Source organism: Planococcus sp. BI3 (genome assembly GCF_056680115.1).
Map to the genome: position 1 here is coordinate 2,650,061 of NZ_CM155266.1, position 17,337 is coordinate 2,667,397.

Below are 17,337 nucleotides of genomic sequence, written 5' to 3' on the forward strand. Positions count from 1 at the left end.
TTGTTTGGTTAAGTCCTCGATCGATTAGTATTCGTCAGCTGCACGTGTCGCCACGCTTCCACCTCGAACCTATCTACCTCATCGTCTTTGAGGGATCTTACTTGCTTGCGCAATGGGAAATCTCATCTTGAGGGGGGCTTCGTGCTTAGATGCTTTCAGCACTTATCCCGGCCACACATAGCTACCCAGCGATGCCCTTGGCAGAACAACTGGTACACCAGCGGTGTGTCCATCCCGGTCCTCTCGTACTAAGGACAGCTCCTCTCAAATTTCCTGCGCCCGCGACGGATAGGGACCGAACTGTCTCACGACGTTCTGAACCCAGCTCGCGTACCGCTTTAATGGGCGAACAGCCCAACCCTTGGGACCGACTACAGCCCCAGGATGCGATGAGCCGACATCGAGGTGCCAAACCTCCCCGTCGATGTGGACTCTTGGGGGAGATAAGCCTGTTATCCCCGGGGTAGCTTTTATCCGTTGAGCGATGGCCCTTCCATGCGGAACCACCGGATCACTAAGCCCGTCTTTCGACCCTGCTCGACCTGTACGTCTCGCAGTCAAGCTCCCTTCTGCCTTTACACTCTGCGAATGATTTCCAACCATTCTGAGGGAACCTTTGGGCGCCTCCGTTACTCTTTAGGAGGCGACCGCCCCAGTCAAACTGCCCGCCTGACACTGTCTCCCACCCCGATCAGGGGTGTGGGTTAGAATTTCAATACAACCAGGGTAGTATCCCACTGACGCCTCCCCCGAAGCTGGCGCTCCGGGCTCAAAGGCTCCTACCTATCCTGTACAAGTTGCACCAAAATTCAATATCAGGCTACAGTAAAGCTCCACGGGGTCTTTCCGTCCTGTCGCGGGTAACCTGCATCTTCACAGGTACTATAATTTCACCGAGTCTCTCGTTGAGACAGTGCCCAGATCGTTACGCCTTTCGTGCGGGTCGGAACTTACCCGACAAGGAATTTCGCTACCTTAGGACCGTTATAGTTACGGCCGCCGTTTACTGGGGCTTCAGTTCGCACCTTCGCTTGCGCTAAGCACTCCCCTTAACCTTCCAGCACCGGGCAGGCGTCAGCCCCTATACGTCACCTTACGGTTTTGCAGAGACCTGTGTTTTTGCTAAACAGTCGCCTGGGCCTATTCACTGCGGCTCTCTCGGGCTATACACCCTACCAGAGCACCCCTTCTCCCGAAGTTACGGGGTCATTTTGCCGAGTTCCTTAACGAGAGTTCACTCGCTCACCTTAGAATTCTCTTCTCGCCTACCTGTGTCGGTTTGCGGTACGGGCACCTCCCGCCTCGCTAGAGGCTTTTCTTGGCAGTGTGAAATCAGGGACTCCGAGGCTAGGCCTCTCGCCATCACAGCTCAACGTATCAGGAATGGGATTTGCCTCATTCCACGCCTCACTGCTTGGACGTGCACAACCAACGGCACGCTCTCCTTATCCTTCTGCGTCCCCCCATTGCTCAAACGGCGGGGAGGTGGTACAGGAATATCAACCTGTTGTCCATCGTCTACGCCTATCGGCCTCGACTTAGGTCCCGACTAACCCTGAGCGGACGAGCCTTCCTCAGGAAACCTTGGGCATTCGGTGGACGGGATTCTCACCCGTCTTTCGTTACTCATACCGGCATTCTCACTTCTAAGCGCTCCACCAGTCCTTGCGGTCTGACTTCAACGCCCTTAGAACGCTCTCCTACCACGGACATCTACGATGTCCATCCACAGCTTCGGTAATCCGTTTAGCCCCGGTACATTTTCGGCGCAGTGTCACTCGACCAGTGAGCTATTACGCACTCTTTAAATGATGGCTGCTTCTAAGCCAACATCCTGGTTGTCTAAGCAACGCCACATCCTTTTCCACTTAACGGATATTTGGGGACCTTAGCTGGTGGTCTGGGCTGTTTCCCTCTTGACTACGGATCTTATCACTCGCAGTCTGACTCCCAAGCATAAATCACTGGCATTCGGAGTTTGTCTGAATTCGGTAACCCGGGATGGGCCCCTAGTCCAAACAGTGCTCTACCTCCAGGATTCTCAATCTTGAGGCTAGCCCTAAAGCTATTTCGGAGAGAACCAGCTATCTCCAGGTTCGATTGGAATTTCTCCGCTACCCACACCTCATCCCCGCACTTTTCAACGTGCGTGGGTTCGGGCCTCCAGTAAGTGTTACCTTACCTTCACCCTGGACATGGGTAGATCACCTGGTTTCGGGTCTACAACTGCATACTCTGGCGCCCTATTCAGACTCGCTTTCGCTGCGGCTCCGCCTTCTCAGCTTAACCTTGCATGCAATCGTAACTCGCCGGTTCATTCTACAAAAGGCACGCCATCACCCATTAACGGGCTTTGACTACTTGTAGGCACACGGTTTCAGGATCTATTTCACTCCCCTTCCGGGGTGCTTTTCACCTTTCCCTCACGGTACTGGTTCACTATCGGTCACTAGGAAGTATTTAGCCTTGGGAGATGGTCCTCCCGGATTCCGACGGAATTTCACGTGTTCCGCCGTACTCAGGATCCACTCTGGAGGGGAAGGGTTTTCGGCTACGGGGCTGTTACCCGCTGCGGCGGACCGTTCCAGGTCGCTTCGCCTAATCCTTCCTTTTGTAACTCCGTATAGAGTGTCCTACAACCCCAAGAGGCAAGCCTCTTGGTTTGGGCTGATCCCGTTTCGCTCGCCGCTACTCAGGGAATCGCATTTGCTTTCTCTTCCTCCAGGTACTTAGATGTTTCAGTTCCCTGGGTCTGCCTTCTCATGTGCTATCAATTCACACATGGATACTGCCCGATTAAAGGCAGCGGGTTCCCCCATTCGGAAATCTCCGGATCACAGCTCACTTACAGCTCCCCGAAGCATATCGGTGTTAGTGCCGTCCTTCTTCGGCTCCTAGTGCCAAGGCATCCACCGTGCGCCCTTTCTAACTTAACCAATGGTCAATTAAAAAGTTGTGGCTCGAAAGCCACGCGTACATGAATTGCTTGCATATATGTTTCAATGTCGTTTTATCCAGTTTTCAAAGAACAAGTGTTGAAAGAATCACAAAAAGGCGTTGCCGCCTGAAGGTGAACCTTCAAAACTGAACGCAAAACGTCAACCCCGGGAAACCCGGTTCCGAATTTATCCTTAGAAAGGAGGTGATCCAGCCGCACCTTCCGATACGGCTACCTTGTTACGACTTCACCCCAATCATCCGTCCCACCTTCGGCGGCTGGCTCCACAAGTGGTTACCTCACCGACTTCGGGTGTTACAAACTCTCGTGGTGTGACGGGCGGTGTGTACAAGGCCCGGGAACGTATTCACCGTGGCATGCTGATCCACGATTACTAGCGATTCCGGCTTCATGCAGGCGAGTTGCAGCCTGCAATCCGAACTGAGAACGGTTTTCTGGGATTGGCTCCCCCTCGCGGGTTGGCAGCCCTTTGTACCGTCCATTGTAGCACGTGTGTAGCCCAGGTCATAAGGGGCATGATGATTTGACGTCATCCCCACCTTCCTCCGGTTTGTCACCGGCAGTCACCTTAGAGTGCCCAACTGAATGCTGGCAACTAAGATCAAGGGTTGCGCTCGTTGCGGGACTTAACCCAACATCTCACGACACGAGCTGACGACAACCATGCACCACCTGTCACCGCTGTCCCCGAAGGGAAAGGCGTATCTCTACACCGGGCAGCGGGATGTCAAGACCTGGTAAGGTTCTTCGCGTTGCTTCGAATTAAACCACATGCTCCACCGCTTGTGCGGGCCCCCGTCAATTCCTTTGAGTTTCAGCCTTGCGGCCGTACTCCCCAGGCGGAGTGCTTAATGCGTTAGCTGCAGCACTAAGGGGCGGAAACCCCCTAACACTTAGCACTCATCGTTTACGGCGTGGACTACCAGGGTATCTAATCCTGTTTGCTCCCCACGCTTTCGCGCCTCAGCGTCAGTTACAGACCAGAAAGTCGCCTTCGCCACTGGTGTTCCTCCACATCTCTACGCATTTCACCGCTACACATGGAATTCCACTTTCCTCTTCTGCACTCAAGTCCTCCAGTTTCCAATGACCCTCCACGGTTGAGCCGTGGGCTTTCACATCAGACTTAAAGGACCGCCTGCGCGCGCTTTACGCCCAATAATTCCGGACAACGCTTGCCACCTACGTATTACCGCGGCTGCTGGCACGTAGTTAGCCGTGGCTTTCTGGTGAGGTACCGTCAAAATGCCAGTAGTTAGTTGGCACGTGTTCTTCCCTCACAACAGAGTTTTACGATCCGAAAACCTTCGTCACTCACGCGGCGTTGCTCCGTCAGACTTTCGTCCATTGCGGAAGATTCCCTACTGCTGCCTCCCGTAGGAGTCTGGGCCGTGTCTCAGTCCCAGTGTGGCCGATCACCCTCTCAGGTCGGCTACGCATCGTCGCCTTGGTGGGCCATTACCCCACCAACTAGCTAATGCGCCGCGGGCCCATCCTGCAGTGACAGCCGAAACCGTCTTTCCGTGCAGCCTCAGGAGAGGCCGCAAACTATTCGGTATTAGCACCGGTTTCCCGGAGTTATCCCGATCTGCAGGGCAGGTTGCCCACGTGTTACTCACCCGTCCGCCGCTGAACGCTTGGAGCAAGCTCCAAGTGTTCCGCTCGACTTGCATGTATTAGGCACGCCGCCAGCGTTCGTCCTGAGCCAGGATCAAACTCTCCATTATAGAGAACATTTGACTGCTCTTTGACTTGCTGGCGTACCGTGGTCGTTAGACGCACGGTTCGCTTGTGATCTGCATAAGCTGATCAGTAGATTTGCGCGGGCCGTTTTGCGCGGCCGTTGCTGTTTGTTGACGTTTTGCTGTTCAGTTTTCAAGGTTCAAAGTGTCGCGCTCATTGGCGACTTGATTAATATACCATGCTTGATGCATAAGAGTCAACACTTTTTGCAAAAAAACTTCAAATCTTTAAAAATGCTCCAGTAGATATGAAAAAAGCAGGAAGCTTCTGCATGATACAGCAGTCACCTCCTCCCTTATGATAGAGCTCTATTCACTTCACAGATCACATTTCTACATCTAATAAACACTTATACCCACGATAATCTTAGATACAAAAAGGAATCCACGACTTTTAAAAAGCTTTACAGCAAAACAAAAAAGCCCATTAGAAAAATCCACAGCTGCCTAAGATTCTGTACACCAGCAGCTCAAGTGTCCGGAGAGAGTTTGCTGAGCTCCAAAAAGAAAACGCTCTGCAGTCTTCACTCTTTCTTCTATAAGATGAAGAAAACTCTTTGGGCTTTCAAGAAGCCCGCTAGATTCTTTCAGGCGCAGCCATTGCACATTCATTCAGTAAGAATCAGCCCGTTGCATAAAGAACAGCTGGTTTCATGATCTGACAGGCAATATACCCCGCAATGAAAATCCCTCAAGAAATTCCATTGCCCTATAGCCATTCAGCTGCCTACAGAATCGTTGGCCGACTACGCATAGTCTTAGAGCGTCTTGCGTCCTTCCGTTCGAAGAAGTCCGCTCATGAATTCTACATCTTTTCATTAAATCATTTACTGAAACTTCTCCATAAAAAAACAGCCCGCTGAATGTTATCAGCAGGCTGTAAGGAACGTCTTATTCTTCGTCTTCTTTTGGAGTTTCTTCTATATCATCAATCTTCTCGTCAGCAACAACGTCGTCTTCTTCATAGACATCTGCTTCAGCACTTTCTTCGATTAATGTTTTTTCGACATCCCCTTCGATTTCTTCCAAATCTTCAGGGATATCAATATCTTTCTTAACCTTGGCGACAGTAGCTACGATTTCATCGTCACCGAGACGAATCAAGCGAACGCCTTGCGTACTTCTGCCTGTTGTTGAAATATCGTTGACGTCCATGCGGATCAAAATTCCGTTGACTGTGATCAGCATGATGTCTTCAGTTCCATTAACAGTTCGTACGGCAACAAGCGGTCCATTCTTGTCAGTGATCTGGCAAGTTTTGATTCCCATACCGCCTCTGGATTGAACACGGTACTCGGATTCTTTTGTCTGTTTGCCGTATCCTTTTTCCGTGATGACCAATACATTGTCGTTAGGATCCAAAATCTCCATGCCGACCACTGCATCTCCTTCACGAAGACGGATACCCCGGACTCCACTTGCTGTCCGGCCCATGCTGCGAATATCCGTTTCAGGGAATCGGATCAGGGCACCATCTCTTGTGCCGATGACCATTTCCTTCGTGCCATCTGTCAGTTTCACTGAAATCAGTTCGTCTTCTTCACGAAGGCTGATGGCAATCAAACCGTTTTGGCGGATATTGGCATAATTCGTTACAGGTGTCCGTTTGCTGACGCCTTCACGTGTCGTAAAGAAGAAGAAAGCATCTTCCTTGAATTCATTGACGCGTATAACGGCTGTGACTTTCTCTTCTTTGCTGATTTCCAACAGGTTGACCAGCGGCAAACCTTTGGCAGTGCGGCCATACTCAGGAATCTGATATCCTTTTTTACGGTACACTTTCCCTTTGTTGGTGAAGAACAGGATAGTATCGTGGGTGGACGTGTACAGTAAATGTTCTACGAAATCATCTTCGTTGGTGCCCATCCCCTGCACACCGCGTCCCCCGCGTTTTTGGCTGCGGTAGGTATTGGCCGGCAGACGTTTGATATAACCATTATGGGTCAGCGTCAATACAGATGCTTCCACTGGAATCAAATCTTCATCTTCAAACATTTCCGCTCCGCCAGTCGTAATTTCCGTTCTGCGCTTATCGCTGAAACGTTCTTTGATTTCAAGCATTTCTTCTTGGATAATTTCAAGAATGCGATGTTCATTCGCTAGAATCTCTTTAAGGTCATCAATCAGTTTCACCAGACCTTGATATTCTTCTTCAATCTTGTCTCTTTCTAATCCAGTCAAACGCTGCAAGCGCATATCTAAAATCGCTTGCGATTGGCGTTCAGTCAAATTGAAATCCGTCATTAACCCATTACGTGCCTGTTCGGCAGTCTGCGATCCACGGATCAAGGCAATGATTGCATCAATATGATCCAGGGCAATACGTAAGCCTTCAAGAATATGTGCGCGGTCTTCCGCTTTTGTCAGTTCAAATTGTGTACGGCGGCGGATTACCACTTTTTGGTGTTCCAAGTAATGGAAAAGAATTTCTTTCAAGCCCAAAACTTTCGGATGACCATCCACCAGCGCCAGCATATTGATGCCGAAGCTCGTTTGCATCGCCGTTTGTTTGTATAAATTATTCAATAAGACACTTGCACTGGCATCTCTACGAACTTCTATGACAATGCGCATGCCGTTGCGGTCAGATTCATCCCGCAAATCGGTGATGCCGTCAATCCGCTTATCGCGAACCAGCTCAGCAATCTTCTCAATCAATCGGGCTTTGTTTACCTGGAAAGGAATTTCGTTGACGATGATGACTTCTTTGCCGTTGGCTTTTGTTTCAATGTCGACCACTGAACGGATCAAAACAGACCCTTTACCCGTTTCGTAAGCACGGCGAATGCCGCTGCGGCCAAGAATGATGCCGCCTGTCGGGAAATCAGGTCCAGGGAGGAATTCCATCAGCTCTTCAGTGGTGATTGCCGGATTTTCAGCCAAAGCCAATACAGCGTCAATTGTTTCACCTAAATGATGAGGTGGAATATTGGTCGCCATACCAACTGCGATACCTGAAGTTCCGTTCACCAATAAATTGGGGAATCGGCTCGGCAAAACAACCGGCTCTTTTTCCTGGCCGTCATAGTTATCTCTATAATCAATTGTGTTTTTATTTAAGTCACGCAGCAATTCCATGGAAATTTTCGACATTTTGGATTCTGTGTAACGCATTGCTGCAGCCGAATCTCCGTCAACAGACCCGAAATTTCCGTGTCCATCCACCAGCATATAGCGGTAGCTGAAATCCTGGGCCATGCGTACCATGGTTTCATAAACAGCTGTGTCACCGTGGGGGTGGTATTTACCAATAACATCTCCAACGATACGCGCTGATTTTTTATAGCCTTTGTCTGCAGTAATCCCTAAATCGTACATTGCATAAAGAATACGCCGGTGGACCGGTTTTAATCCATCACGCACATCCGGCAAGGCACGGGACACGATTACGCTCATTGCATAATCCAAAAACGAAGTCCGCATTTCCGTACTTATGTTTATTTCTTCAACACCACTGCTAGGCCGTTCAGCCATAACCGCAGCCTCCTCTCAACTCTATATCACTTAAACGTCCAGGTTTTTAACGTATTTCGCATTTTCTTCAATAAAGTTACGGCGTGGTTCAACGTCGTCTCCCATTAGGATATGGAAGGTTTCGTCGGCTACCATCGCATCGTTTAATGTGACCTGCAGCAAAGTCCGAACGTCCGGATCCATTGTCGTGTCCCATAATTGTGTAGCGTTCATCTCTCCTAATCCTTTATACCGCTGAATATTCGGTTTTGGCGTTGGAGATAATTGTTCAAGTGCATCTTTTAATTGCTGATCTGTATAGACGTAATCCACATGCTTGCCTTGTTTGATTTGGAACAATGGCGGCTGGGCAATGTAAATATAGCCGGCTTCAAGCAATGGGCGCATGTAACGGAAAAAGAACGTCAGCAGCAAAGTACGGATATGGGCACCATCGACATCGGCATCGGTCATGATGACAACTTTATGGTAACGCGCTTTTGCCAAATTAAATTCTTCGCCGATTCCTGTTCCCAATGCCGTAATGATGTTGCGAATTTCAGCATTGGTCAAGATGCGGTCTAAACGAGCTTTTTCAACGTTCAGGATTTTTCCTCGAAGCGGTAAAATAGCCTGGAAATGGCGGTCACGGCCTGATTTTGCAGAACCACCCGCTGAGTCACCCTCAACGATGTAAATTTCACTGACTTTAGGATCGCGTGACGAGCAATCTGCCAGTTTCCCCGGCAGACTTGAGACTTCCAGAACAGACTTGCGGCGCGTGAATTCACGGGCTTTTTTAGCAGCCATTCGGGCATGGGAAGCCATAATTCCTTTTTCAACAATTTTTCGCGAAACGGAAGGATTCTCTAATAAGAACCGTTCAAATCCGCCAGAGAATAAATTATTGACGATGGTGCTGACTTCCGTATTGCCTAATTTTGTTTTTGTTTGGCCTTCAAACTGTGGATCCGGATGCTTGATGGAAATGATTGCGGTTAGTCCTTCACGCACATCATCGCCCGTCAAGTTGAGATCCTGTTCTTTCAACATGCCATTTTTCCGGCCATAGTCATTGATGACGCGCGTCAAAGCAGTTTTAAAACCTGATTCGTGCGTTCCGCCTTCATGGGTATTGATATTGTTGGCGAAAGAGAAGATATTCGCTGCATAGCCAGCATTGTATTGCATTGCCACTTCAACCGTGATGCCTTCTTTTTCAGCTTCAACAAAAATCGCTTCTTCATGAAGTGGATCTTTTGTTTTGTTCAGATGCTCGACATACGACTTGATGCCGCCTTCGAAATGGTAGACTTTCTCTTTTTCTTCGCCTTCGCGCTCATCTCTTGCGATAATTTTTAAACCGCGGTTCAAATAAGCAAGCTCACGCAGACGATGATCCAGAAGGTCAAATTCGTAAACCGTCGTTTCGGTAAAGATTTCCGAATCGGCTTTAAAACGGATGGTCGTGCCAGTGTGTTCTGAATCGCCGATGACACGCAGATCTTCTGTTACCGCTCCGCGTTCAAATTTGATGTAATGTCTTTTGTCTTCACGATTTACGAATACCTCTGTCGTTTCGGACAAAGCATTCACAACAGAAGCGCCTACGCCGTGAAGGCCGCCGGATACTTTATAGCCGCCGCCGCCAAATTTACCGCCCGCATGCAACACGGTCATAATGACTTCAACTGCCGGACGCCCCATTTTCTCCTGCATGCCAACAGGGATTCCGCGTCCGTTATCTTCCACGCGAATCCAGTTGTCTGCTTCAATAGTGACTTGGATTTCGTTGCAATGACCCGCCAACGCCTCATCTATACTATTATCGACGATTTCCCACACCAAATGGTGGAGCCCTCTTGAGCCCGTAGAACCAATATACATCCCTGGTCTTTTACGAACAGCTTCCAATCCTTCCAACACTTGAATCTGACTAGCTTCATACGATTCCTGTAAACCTTTTTCTTCCGTAGCCATTCCATTCACCTGCTCTTTCTTACGCATTTCTTACTCCTGATCCTGCATATTCATAATCTATTTTGTTCTATTTTTTTCATAATCGCCTGTGTCCGATAAGGAGAACCGTAAGTAAAATCTTCGGTCACTACCAAGGATTTTACGGTTTCAATAGGAACAAGCAGCCGGCATCTTATTGTCATATTGAATGACGGCTATAATGTCAGCTATTTGGAGAATTTGTGCTGCTCCAATTTGGATGTACACACATTTTCACTCCTTGACTGTCCCATGGGACACCTCAAAAATACGTGCATTTTTAATTGTTTCATGTTGGATGCCTTCAACACTTGTCGTTGTGACGAAGGTCTGTACGGATCCTTTGATCGTATTCAATAGATGAGATTGCCTGTAATCATCCAATTCGGAAAGCACGTCATCCAGAAGCAGGACCGGTGCTTCTCCGACTTCCTGTTTAATCAGCTCAATTTCAGCCAATTTTAAAGATAACGCCGTTGTACGCTGCTGGCCTTGCGAGCCATAGGTCTGTACATCATAGCCATTAACGAAAAATTGAAGTTCGTCGCGGTGCGGACCGACAAGCGTCACCCCACGTTCAATCTCACGTTTGCGCACTTCTATCAGTTTTTGCTCTAAAAAAGACGCCATTTCTTCAGGCGTCCATTCAGGCTTTAAACCGCTGATCGGTTGATAGCGGATTTGAAGTTGTTCCAGCCCGCGGGAAATGCCGTGATGGATCGGTTCTGCCCATTTCTGCAAAAGCTCCATGAACTGATACCGCTTGCGGATGATTTTGACAGCCGATTCGATGAATTGTTCTGTGTAGACATCGAACATGACGTCATTAATTGTTTGTTTTCCGTAATGCTGCTTCAATATATGATTTCTTTGTTTGAGGAGTTTTTGATACGTTACTAAATCATGCAGATAAACCGGAGAGATCTGACCAATTTCCATATCGATGAAACGTCTGCGCACTTGTGGACTGCCTTTGACAAGATGCAAATCTTCGGGGGCAAACATCACGACATTCAATTGGCCAATATAATCACTCAGCCTGCGTTGCTCTAAATGATTGACTTTAGCTTTCTTCCCTTTTTTTGACAAAATAATTTCAAGGGGCAGCCTGCCGTATTTACGGAAAACATCAGCCTTTATTTTACCATAATCAGCTTCCCAACGTACCAATTCCTTGTCATTGGAAGTCCGATGTGATTTTGCCATAGATAAAACATACAGTGATTCCATGATATTGGTTTTGCCTTGTGCATTTTCTCCGATAAAGACGTTAATCTCTGGAGAAAATTCCAGCTCTAGCGATTCATAGTTCCGATAATTGACAAGCTCAAGGCGGTCAATCCGCATCGAAGCTCATGCCTTCAGCGGTCACGATGCGAAAATCTCCAAATCCAGGAATATTTACAAGATCATTTGGACGCAACTTCCGGCCTCTGCGGTTTTCAGCTTCGCCGTTCACGAAAACTTCATGTTCACCCAAAAACCATTTGGCCATTCCGCCTGAACTTATTGTATCCGTCATTTTTAACAATTGCCCAAGTGTTATATATTCAGTCTCAATACCGATTTCTCTCAAAATGCACTCATCCTTCGATTCATAGTCTATCCCTCTATTTTACCCTATTTTAGCTAAAAAGTAAAAAGGATAGCCTATATGGCTATCCTGAGGGTCTGTTTTAATTTTAATATGTTCGGACGGGAAGAATCAGCTGCAAAATTGAATCATCAAGCGCTGATTTCAAAATGAATGGGCGCATCGCTCCAGTGAACTGAATGACGACATCTTGTCCATCGATCGCTTTTAGCGCGTCCATCATAAATTTAGCGCTGAAAGAGATTTTCAGATCTTCTCCTTCGATGCTATGTGCCTGAAGCTGCTCTTCCACTTTCCCGACTTCAGGAGAGTTAGAAGAAACTTCCACTTCATTGCCGGCAGTTGCTGAGAAACGTACGACATTATTGCGTTCTTCTCTGGCTAATAGGGACGCACGATCAATCGCTTGCAGAAGCGAACGGCCGTTTACCGTTACGGTTGTCTTGTATTCTGCCGGTATGAGGCGGCTCGTGTCCGGATAGTTCCCTTCTAATAGACGGGAAAAGAAAAGAATGTGCTTGGATTTGAATAAAACCTGTTGATTGGTCATGACGATTTCAACCGCTTCAGAAGTATCGTCGAGGATTTTATTCAATTCCGTCAAACTTTTCCCTGGAATTACAACGCTGTATTCCCCTTCCGGCAATGTTTCCAGTTTGGTTTTACGGCGTGCCAAACGGTGGCTGTCGGTTGCAACACAAACAAGTTCCCCATCTTTGACTTCCCAGTGTACGCCTGTCAGTACAGGACGTGTTTCAGAACTTGAAACAGCAAAGACAGTTTCACGGTTGATGGTCTTCAATAGATCTGCAGGAATCGTAAACAAACGATCGTCTTGAATGTCCGGCAATTGTGGATAATCCATTGCATCCAAGCCAATTAAATGAAATTCGGACTTTCCTGAACGGATGTGCGTCTGGAAATTTCCAGTGATTTCAATTTCAACTTCGTTAGTCGGCAATTTGCGGATGATTTCCCCAAATACTTTTGCTTGAAGGACAATGCTTCCTCCATCTGTTACCTGGATGATTTGTTCCCCATCCTCTTCAGCAGGAATGAATGTCTGGATCGTGATATCAGAATCGCTTCCTGTCAATCTCATTCCATCAGAAGAAACATCCATTTTAATTCCCGTTAAGATCGGAATGGTGGTTTTTGAACTTACCGCTTTCATTACATCGTTTAATCCTTCAACTAATCGCTCACGCTTTATCTCGAATTTCATTCTCGAACCTCGCTTATATATATATTTTATTTAAAGGCTTTTAAAGTAATAGTAGTAGTAGGGGCTGTGAATATGTGGATAAGCCTTGAAAAGTCAATAAAAGCAGCTTATCCACATGTAGACAGTCTGTGCATAAACTGCTTGCTTGTTTATTGGGTTATCCACAGCCTTTTTTACTTGCCAAGCGCGCTTTTGATGTCCTTGACGTCCTGCTGAAGCTGGTGATTGTCTTTCAGCATTTTGGAAATTTTGTCATGCGCATGAATAACGGTCGTATGGTCGCGCCCGCCGAATTCCTCGCCAATTTTAGGCAAAGAGAAATCGGTCATCTCACGTGACAGGTACATCGCTACCTGGCGCGGATACGCAATATCCTTAGTGCGGCGTTTTGTTTTAAAATCTTCCAGTTTGACATTGAATTGGTCGCCGACTGCGTTTTGGATGTCCAAAATCGTAATAACTTTCGGTTTTGAATTCGGCATGATGTCTTTTAAAGCTTCTGCAGCCAATTCAGCACTCATGTCCCGGTTGATCAAAGAGGAATAAGCCACAACACGGATCAGGGCCCCTTCAAGTTCACGGATATTCGAATCAATCGAATTGGCAATATAGGTCATGACATCGTTCGGAATATCCAGTCCATCCGCTTTTGCTTTTTTGCGTAAAATAGCAATCCGGGTTTCCAGATCAGGCGGTGTGATATCGGTGATCAAGCCCCATTCAAAGCGGGAGCGGAGCCGATCTTCCAGTGTCGGAATCTCTTTTGGAGGACGGTCACTGGAAATGATGATCTGTTTGGATTCTTCGTGAAGCGTGTTGAATGTATGGAAGAACTCTTCCTGTGTCTGTTCTTTGCCCGCTAAAAACTGGATATCGTCAATCAGAAGAATGTCGACACCCCTGTATTTGTCACGGAATTCACCCGTTTTATTGTCGCGGATCGAATTGATGAATTCATTGGTAAATTTCTCCGAAGATAAGTAAACTACTTTGGCATTCGGGTTGTGTTCAAGGACGTAATGTCCAATTGCGTGCATTAAATGCGTCTTGCCAAGTCCTACTCCCCCATAGATAAACAGCGGGTTATAAGCTTTTGCTGGAGCTTCGGCCACGGCCAAAGAGGCGGCATGGGCGAAGCGGTTGCCTGAACCAATTACAAACGTATCGAAAGTGTATTTAGGATTCAGCATGCCAGGTAAAAACTCTTGCTGCTGGTCTTGTCCCGGTTTAACGCGAGGCGCAGGAAGTTGAAAATCATCCATATCCTGATCTTTGGGCACAACAAATTTAATCATCATATCATCGCCGGTGGAATCCGATAAAATTCCCGTAATCAAATGCACGTAATGGTTTTCCAACCAGTCGCGGGCAAAGGAATTAGGCGCTGAAATGGTGACTGTATCATCCTGGTAGGATAAAAGTTTTGTCGATTTTAACCACGTTTCAAAACTTGGTTTGGAGATTTTAGTTTCAACTTGGGCTAAGACACTCGACCAAAGTTCGTCTAAGTGTTTCAATAGCTCTTCTCCTTTATATATAACTATATTTTAAAGTATATCATACACAAAATCACAGCTTGTGGATAACATTTGCAAACAAGGTGGTGAATAACTATCCACACCTTACCCACAGTTTGTGGATAACTTATTTGAGGTGAAAATTGTTAACAAGTGAAAACAAGTTAATGTTACCAAAAAAGATGAGACAATACAAGAAGTTCTTTGAGTTATCCACACATCTATTTTTGTTCACATCCGAACTATCCACAAGGGGTTCTTATGTTAAAAAGCTGTAGATAAGGCATGTGGATAATTATTTTTTGAAAAAAAACAGTGCACAGGCCATCACCGGTTAATTAGAAGAATTGTGTATAACTAAGTAATGGAGGAAAGAGGAGATCCAAAGGTGTTTTTCAATAAGACATTGACATTTATACCTTTGTGCCCTTATAATTGTCGAGACTGTCTTTAGAAAAATAGTTAACTCTCTATATAGGAGGTGTCATATATGACATTGCGCACATATCAACCAAATACACGTAAACACAGCAAAGTACACGGCTTCAGAGCACGTATGAGCACAAAGAACGGACGTAGAGTATTGGCTGCACGCCGTCGTAAAGGAAGAAAAGTATTATCAGCTTAAGTCCACTGACCGCATCAGTGGTCTTTTTTTCTTTTCTGCTCCATTTTCGCGGAAGAGCATTAAAATAAGCAGGTGAAAGAATGAACAAGCACCAACGGATCAAGAAGAACAAAGAGTTTCAGCATGTCTTTAAAAAAGGAAAGTCTTTTGCAAATCGGCAGTTCATCGTTTATGTATTAAAAGAGGAACAGCCCGAATTTCGCCTGGGATTGTCCGTCAGCAAAAAAGTAGGAAACGCAGTAGCACGCAACCGCATCAAACGCTATATCCGGCAAACTTTCTTGGAATTGAAAGATGATCTATTGCCTAATGCAGACTACATTATCATCGCCCGACCACAGGCGGCCACATTGGATTTTCACGAAAGCAAGAAAAGTCTTGAACATGTATTGAAGATTGCACGTGCATTGCCTAAGAAGTAGAAGACGATGCAGAATAGATGTTATTATAGAAGTAATTGAAAATTAGTTTGGGGGAAGAAGGGTGAATAAGAAATTAGTTCTACTTATTTCACTGATTGCAGTAACCTTGCTGCTTTCCGGCTGTACAGAGTTTGATCAGCCGATCAGTGACCAGAGTGAAGGATTTTGGAACGAGTTTATTGTTTGGCCATTGGTGTCAACCATCGTGTTCTTCAAAGATTTACTGGGAACTTACGGCTTCGGGATTATTGCTGTCACAATCATCATCCGGCTAGTGATGCTGCCACTGATGATTAAACAGACGAAAAGTTCGAAACGTATGCAGGAAGTACAGCCTGAACTTGTTAAACTGAAAGAAAAATACAAGTCAAAAGACGCTGTCACGCAACAAAAATACCAAAAAGAAATGATGGCTTTATTCCAGGAAAAAGGCGTCAACCCAATGGCGGGTTGTTTGCCGGTTTTGATTCAAATGCCGGTGCTGATCGGGTTTTATCACGCAATCAGCCGCATGAACAGCACACCTGAAATCGATTTGGGCGCATTTCTTATTTTTCCGCTGGCAGAACCAAGCATCATTTTAGCGGTCATCGCAGGATTGATGCAGTTTGTTGTATTGCGGACTGGCCCAGCAATGGACAATCCTCAGATGAAGATCATGATGTATTTCATGCCGGTAATGATCATTGGATTCGGTATTGTTTTGCCTTCTGCATTGACACTTTATTGGGTCATCGGAAATATCATTTCACTTATCCAAAACCTGGTCATTTACCGTCCATGGGAGAAAAAAGAGGTACAGCAGCCTGTTAAAACGAAAGCAGGAGGGGTTAAAAAGTGAACCAGATTACGCAAACGGGTCCAACTGTTGAAAGCGCGATATCTGAAGCATTAGAAAAACTCCAAGTTGCACGTGAAGAAGTAAGCATCAAGGTCATTCAGGAAGAGAAAAAGGGTTTTTTCGGTTTTGGTGCCAAAAAAGCAGAAGTCGAAGTCACCATAATTGAAAAAACACCGCTTCCTGAAAAAGAAAAAATGGATACGATAGCAGACAAAGCTGTTGAAATCCATGAGACACATGAAGATCTGCCTGTAAAAGAGGAAGAAAAGGAAGAAATTCCAGCCCTCTCGAATGAGCAGGCGATTCAAGAAACAAAAAATTACATTCAATCGATTGCCAAGGGCATGAGAATTGACGATTTATCCATTGCACATGAGCAGCGGGGTAAAAAAGTGAATTTTTACCTGGAAAGCGAGAAAGTTGCCATGCTGATCGGCAAACGGGGACAAACCTTGAATTCCCTTCAGCAACTGGCCCAACTTGTTGCCAATAAATACTCAAATCAGTTCATGATGGTTCAATTAGACGCTGAGAATTACCGGGAACGCCGTCAGGAGACGCTGGAGCAATTAGCGGATCGGATGGCTGACAAAGCGATTCGGACTGGCGGACGTGTTCAATTCGAACCGATGCCGTCCTACGAACGAAAAGTCATCCACCAGGCATTATCAAGGCGTTTAGACATTGATACGTATTCGGAAGGGAAAGATCCCAACCGTTATCTCGTCATTGAACCGCATAAATAAGATGAAGCCCGCCGGCATGGCGGGCTTTTTTATGTCAAATTGACGGAATTTATCAAAATAAAGTGCTGTGTCTTTTGATTTCGAGCACTTTATGCTATTGTAGTATGTTAGAAAGCCATGTGCATTTACTGGTTGTCCACATGTGGACAACTTTTTTAGAGCAGAAAATAAAGTTATGAACATATATTTTGGCAATCGGGCTGCTGCGCTGC

10 protein-coding genes and 2 rRNA genes are annotated in these 17,337 nt (G+C 46.4%); 4 read left to right on the plus strand and 8 right to left on the minus strand.

All coding sequences use genetic code 11. The features are described 5' to 3' along the window. Window positions 1-4 precede the first annotated feature (4 nt). The 8 genes from AC1MEO_RS13400 to dnaA all read right to left on the minus strand — a co-directional run bounded on the left by AC1MEO_RS13400 (window position 5) and on the right by dnaA (window position 14,488). A 23S ribosomal RNA gene (locus AC1MEO_RS13400) occupies window positions 5-2,936 on the minus strand. 199 nt (window positions 2,937-3,135) lie between these two features. Then, window positions 3,136-4,686, minus strand: a 16S ribosomal RNA gene (locus AC1MEO_RS13405). Together the 16S and 23S rRNA genes form the textbook arrangement of a ribosomal RNA operon. Before the next feature lie 906 nt (window positions 4,687-5,592). Continuing rightward, on the minus strand, window positions 5,593-8,175 hold the full coding sequence (gyrA, locus tag AC1MEO_RS13410; protein WP_480331154.1) for a DNA gyrase subunit A: 2,583 nt from the start codon (window positions 8,173-8,175) through the stop codon (window positions 5,593-5,595). A 30-nt stretch (window positions 8,176-8,205) separates the two neighbouring features. Continuing rightward, window positions 8,206-10,134 carry a DNA topoisomerase (ATP-hydrolyzing) subunit B gene (gene gyrB, locus AC1MEO_RS13415; protein ID WP_480336098.1) on the minus strand — a complete coding sequence of 643 codons (1,929 nt, stop codon included), beginning with the start codon at window positions 10,132-10,134 and terminating at the stop codon, window positions 8,206-8,208. A gap of 252 nt (window positions 10,135-10,386) precedes the next feature. Further along, window positions 10,387-11,499 carry a DNA replication/repair protein RecF gene (recF, locus tag AC1MEO_RS13420; RefSeq protein WP_480331156.1) on the minus strand — a complete coding sequence of 371 codons (1,113 nt, stop codon included), beginning with the start codon at window positions 11,497-11,499 and terminating at the stop codon, window positions 10,387-10,389. Beyond that, window positions 11,489-11,728, minus strand: a complete 240-nt coding sequence (gene yaaA, locus AC1MEO_RS13425; protein WP_263298735.1) for a S4 domain-containing protein YaaA — start codon at window positions 11,726-11,728, stop codon at window positions 11,489-11,491. Before yaaA ends, recF begins: the two co-directional genes overlap by 11 nt. A gap of 106 nt (window positions 11,729-11,834) precedes the next feature. Further along, window positions 11,835-12,971 carry a DNA polymerase III subunit beta gene (dnaN, locus tag AC1MEO_RS13430; RefSeq protein ID WP_480331158.1) on the minus strand — a complete coding sequence of 379 codons (1,137 nt, stop codon included), beginning with the start codon at window positions 12,969-12,971 and terminating at the stop codon, window positions 11,835-11,837. A gap of 173 nt (window positions 12,972-13,144) precedes the next feature. Further along, complete coding sequence (dnaA, locus tag AC1MEO_RS13435) at window positions 13,145-14,488, minus strand: chromosomal replication initiator protein DnaA (RefSeq protein ID WP_480331160.1); 1,344 nt, start codon at window positions 14,486-14,488, stop codon at window positions 13,145-13,147. Window positions 14,489-14,978: 490 nt separating this feature from the next. On the opposite strand from dnaA, the gene rpmH reads away from it, so the two are divergent. From rpmH to jag, 4 genes are all read left to right on the plus strand, one after another. After that, entirely contained in the window at window positions 14,979-15,116 is a 138-nt protein-coding gene (gene rpmH / locus AC1MEO_RS13440) for a 50S ribosomal protein L34 (RefSeq protein WP_146555349.1), read from the plus strand. Between the two features lie 80 nt (window positions 15,117-15,196). Next, the gene (gene rnpA / locus AC1MEO_RS13445; protein WP_480331163.1) at window positions 15,197-15,538 is read left to right on the plus strand and encodes a ribonuclease P protein component; all 342 of its coding nucleotides are present in this window, start codon (window positions 15,197-15,199) and stop codon (window positions 15,536-15,538) included. 61 nt (window positions 15,539-15,599) lie between these two features. Beyond that, window positions 15,600-16,379, plus strand: a complete 780-nt coding sequence (gene yidC, locus AC1MEO_RS13450; protein WP_480331165.1) for a membrane protein insertase YidC — start codon at window positions 15,600-15,602, stop codon at window positions 16,377-16,379. Continuing rightward, window positions 16,376-17,125 (plus strand): RNA-binding cell elongation regulator Jag/EloR, encoded by a 750-nt coding sequence (gene jag, locus AC1MEO_RS13455; protein WP_480331167.1) that lies wholly within the window; start codon window positions 16,376-16,378, stop codon window positions 17,123-17,125. The genes yidC and jag overlap by 4 nt, the downstream gene beginning before the upstream one ends. Window positions 17,126-17,337: the final 212 nt, after the last annotated feature.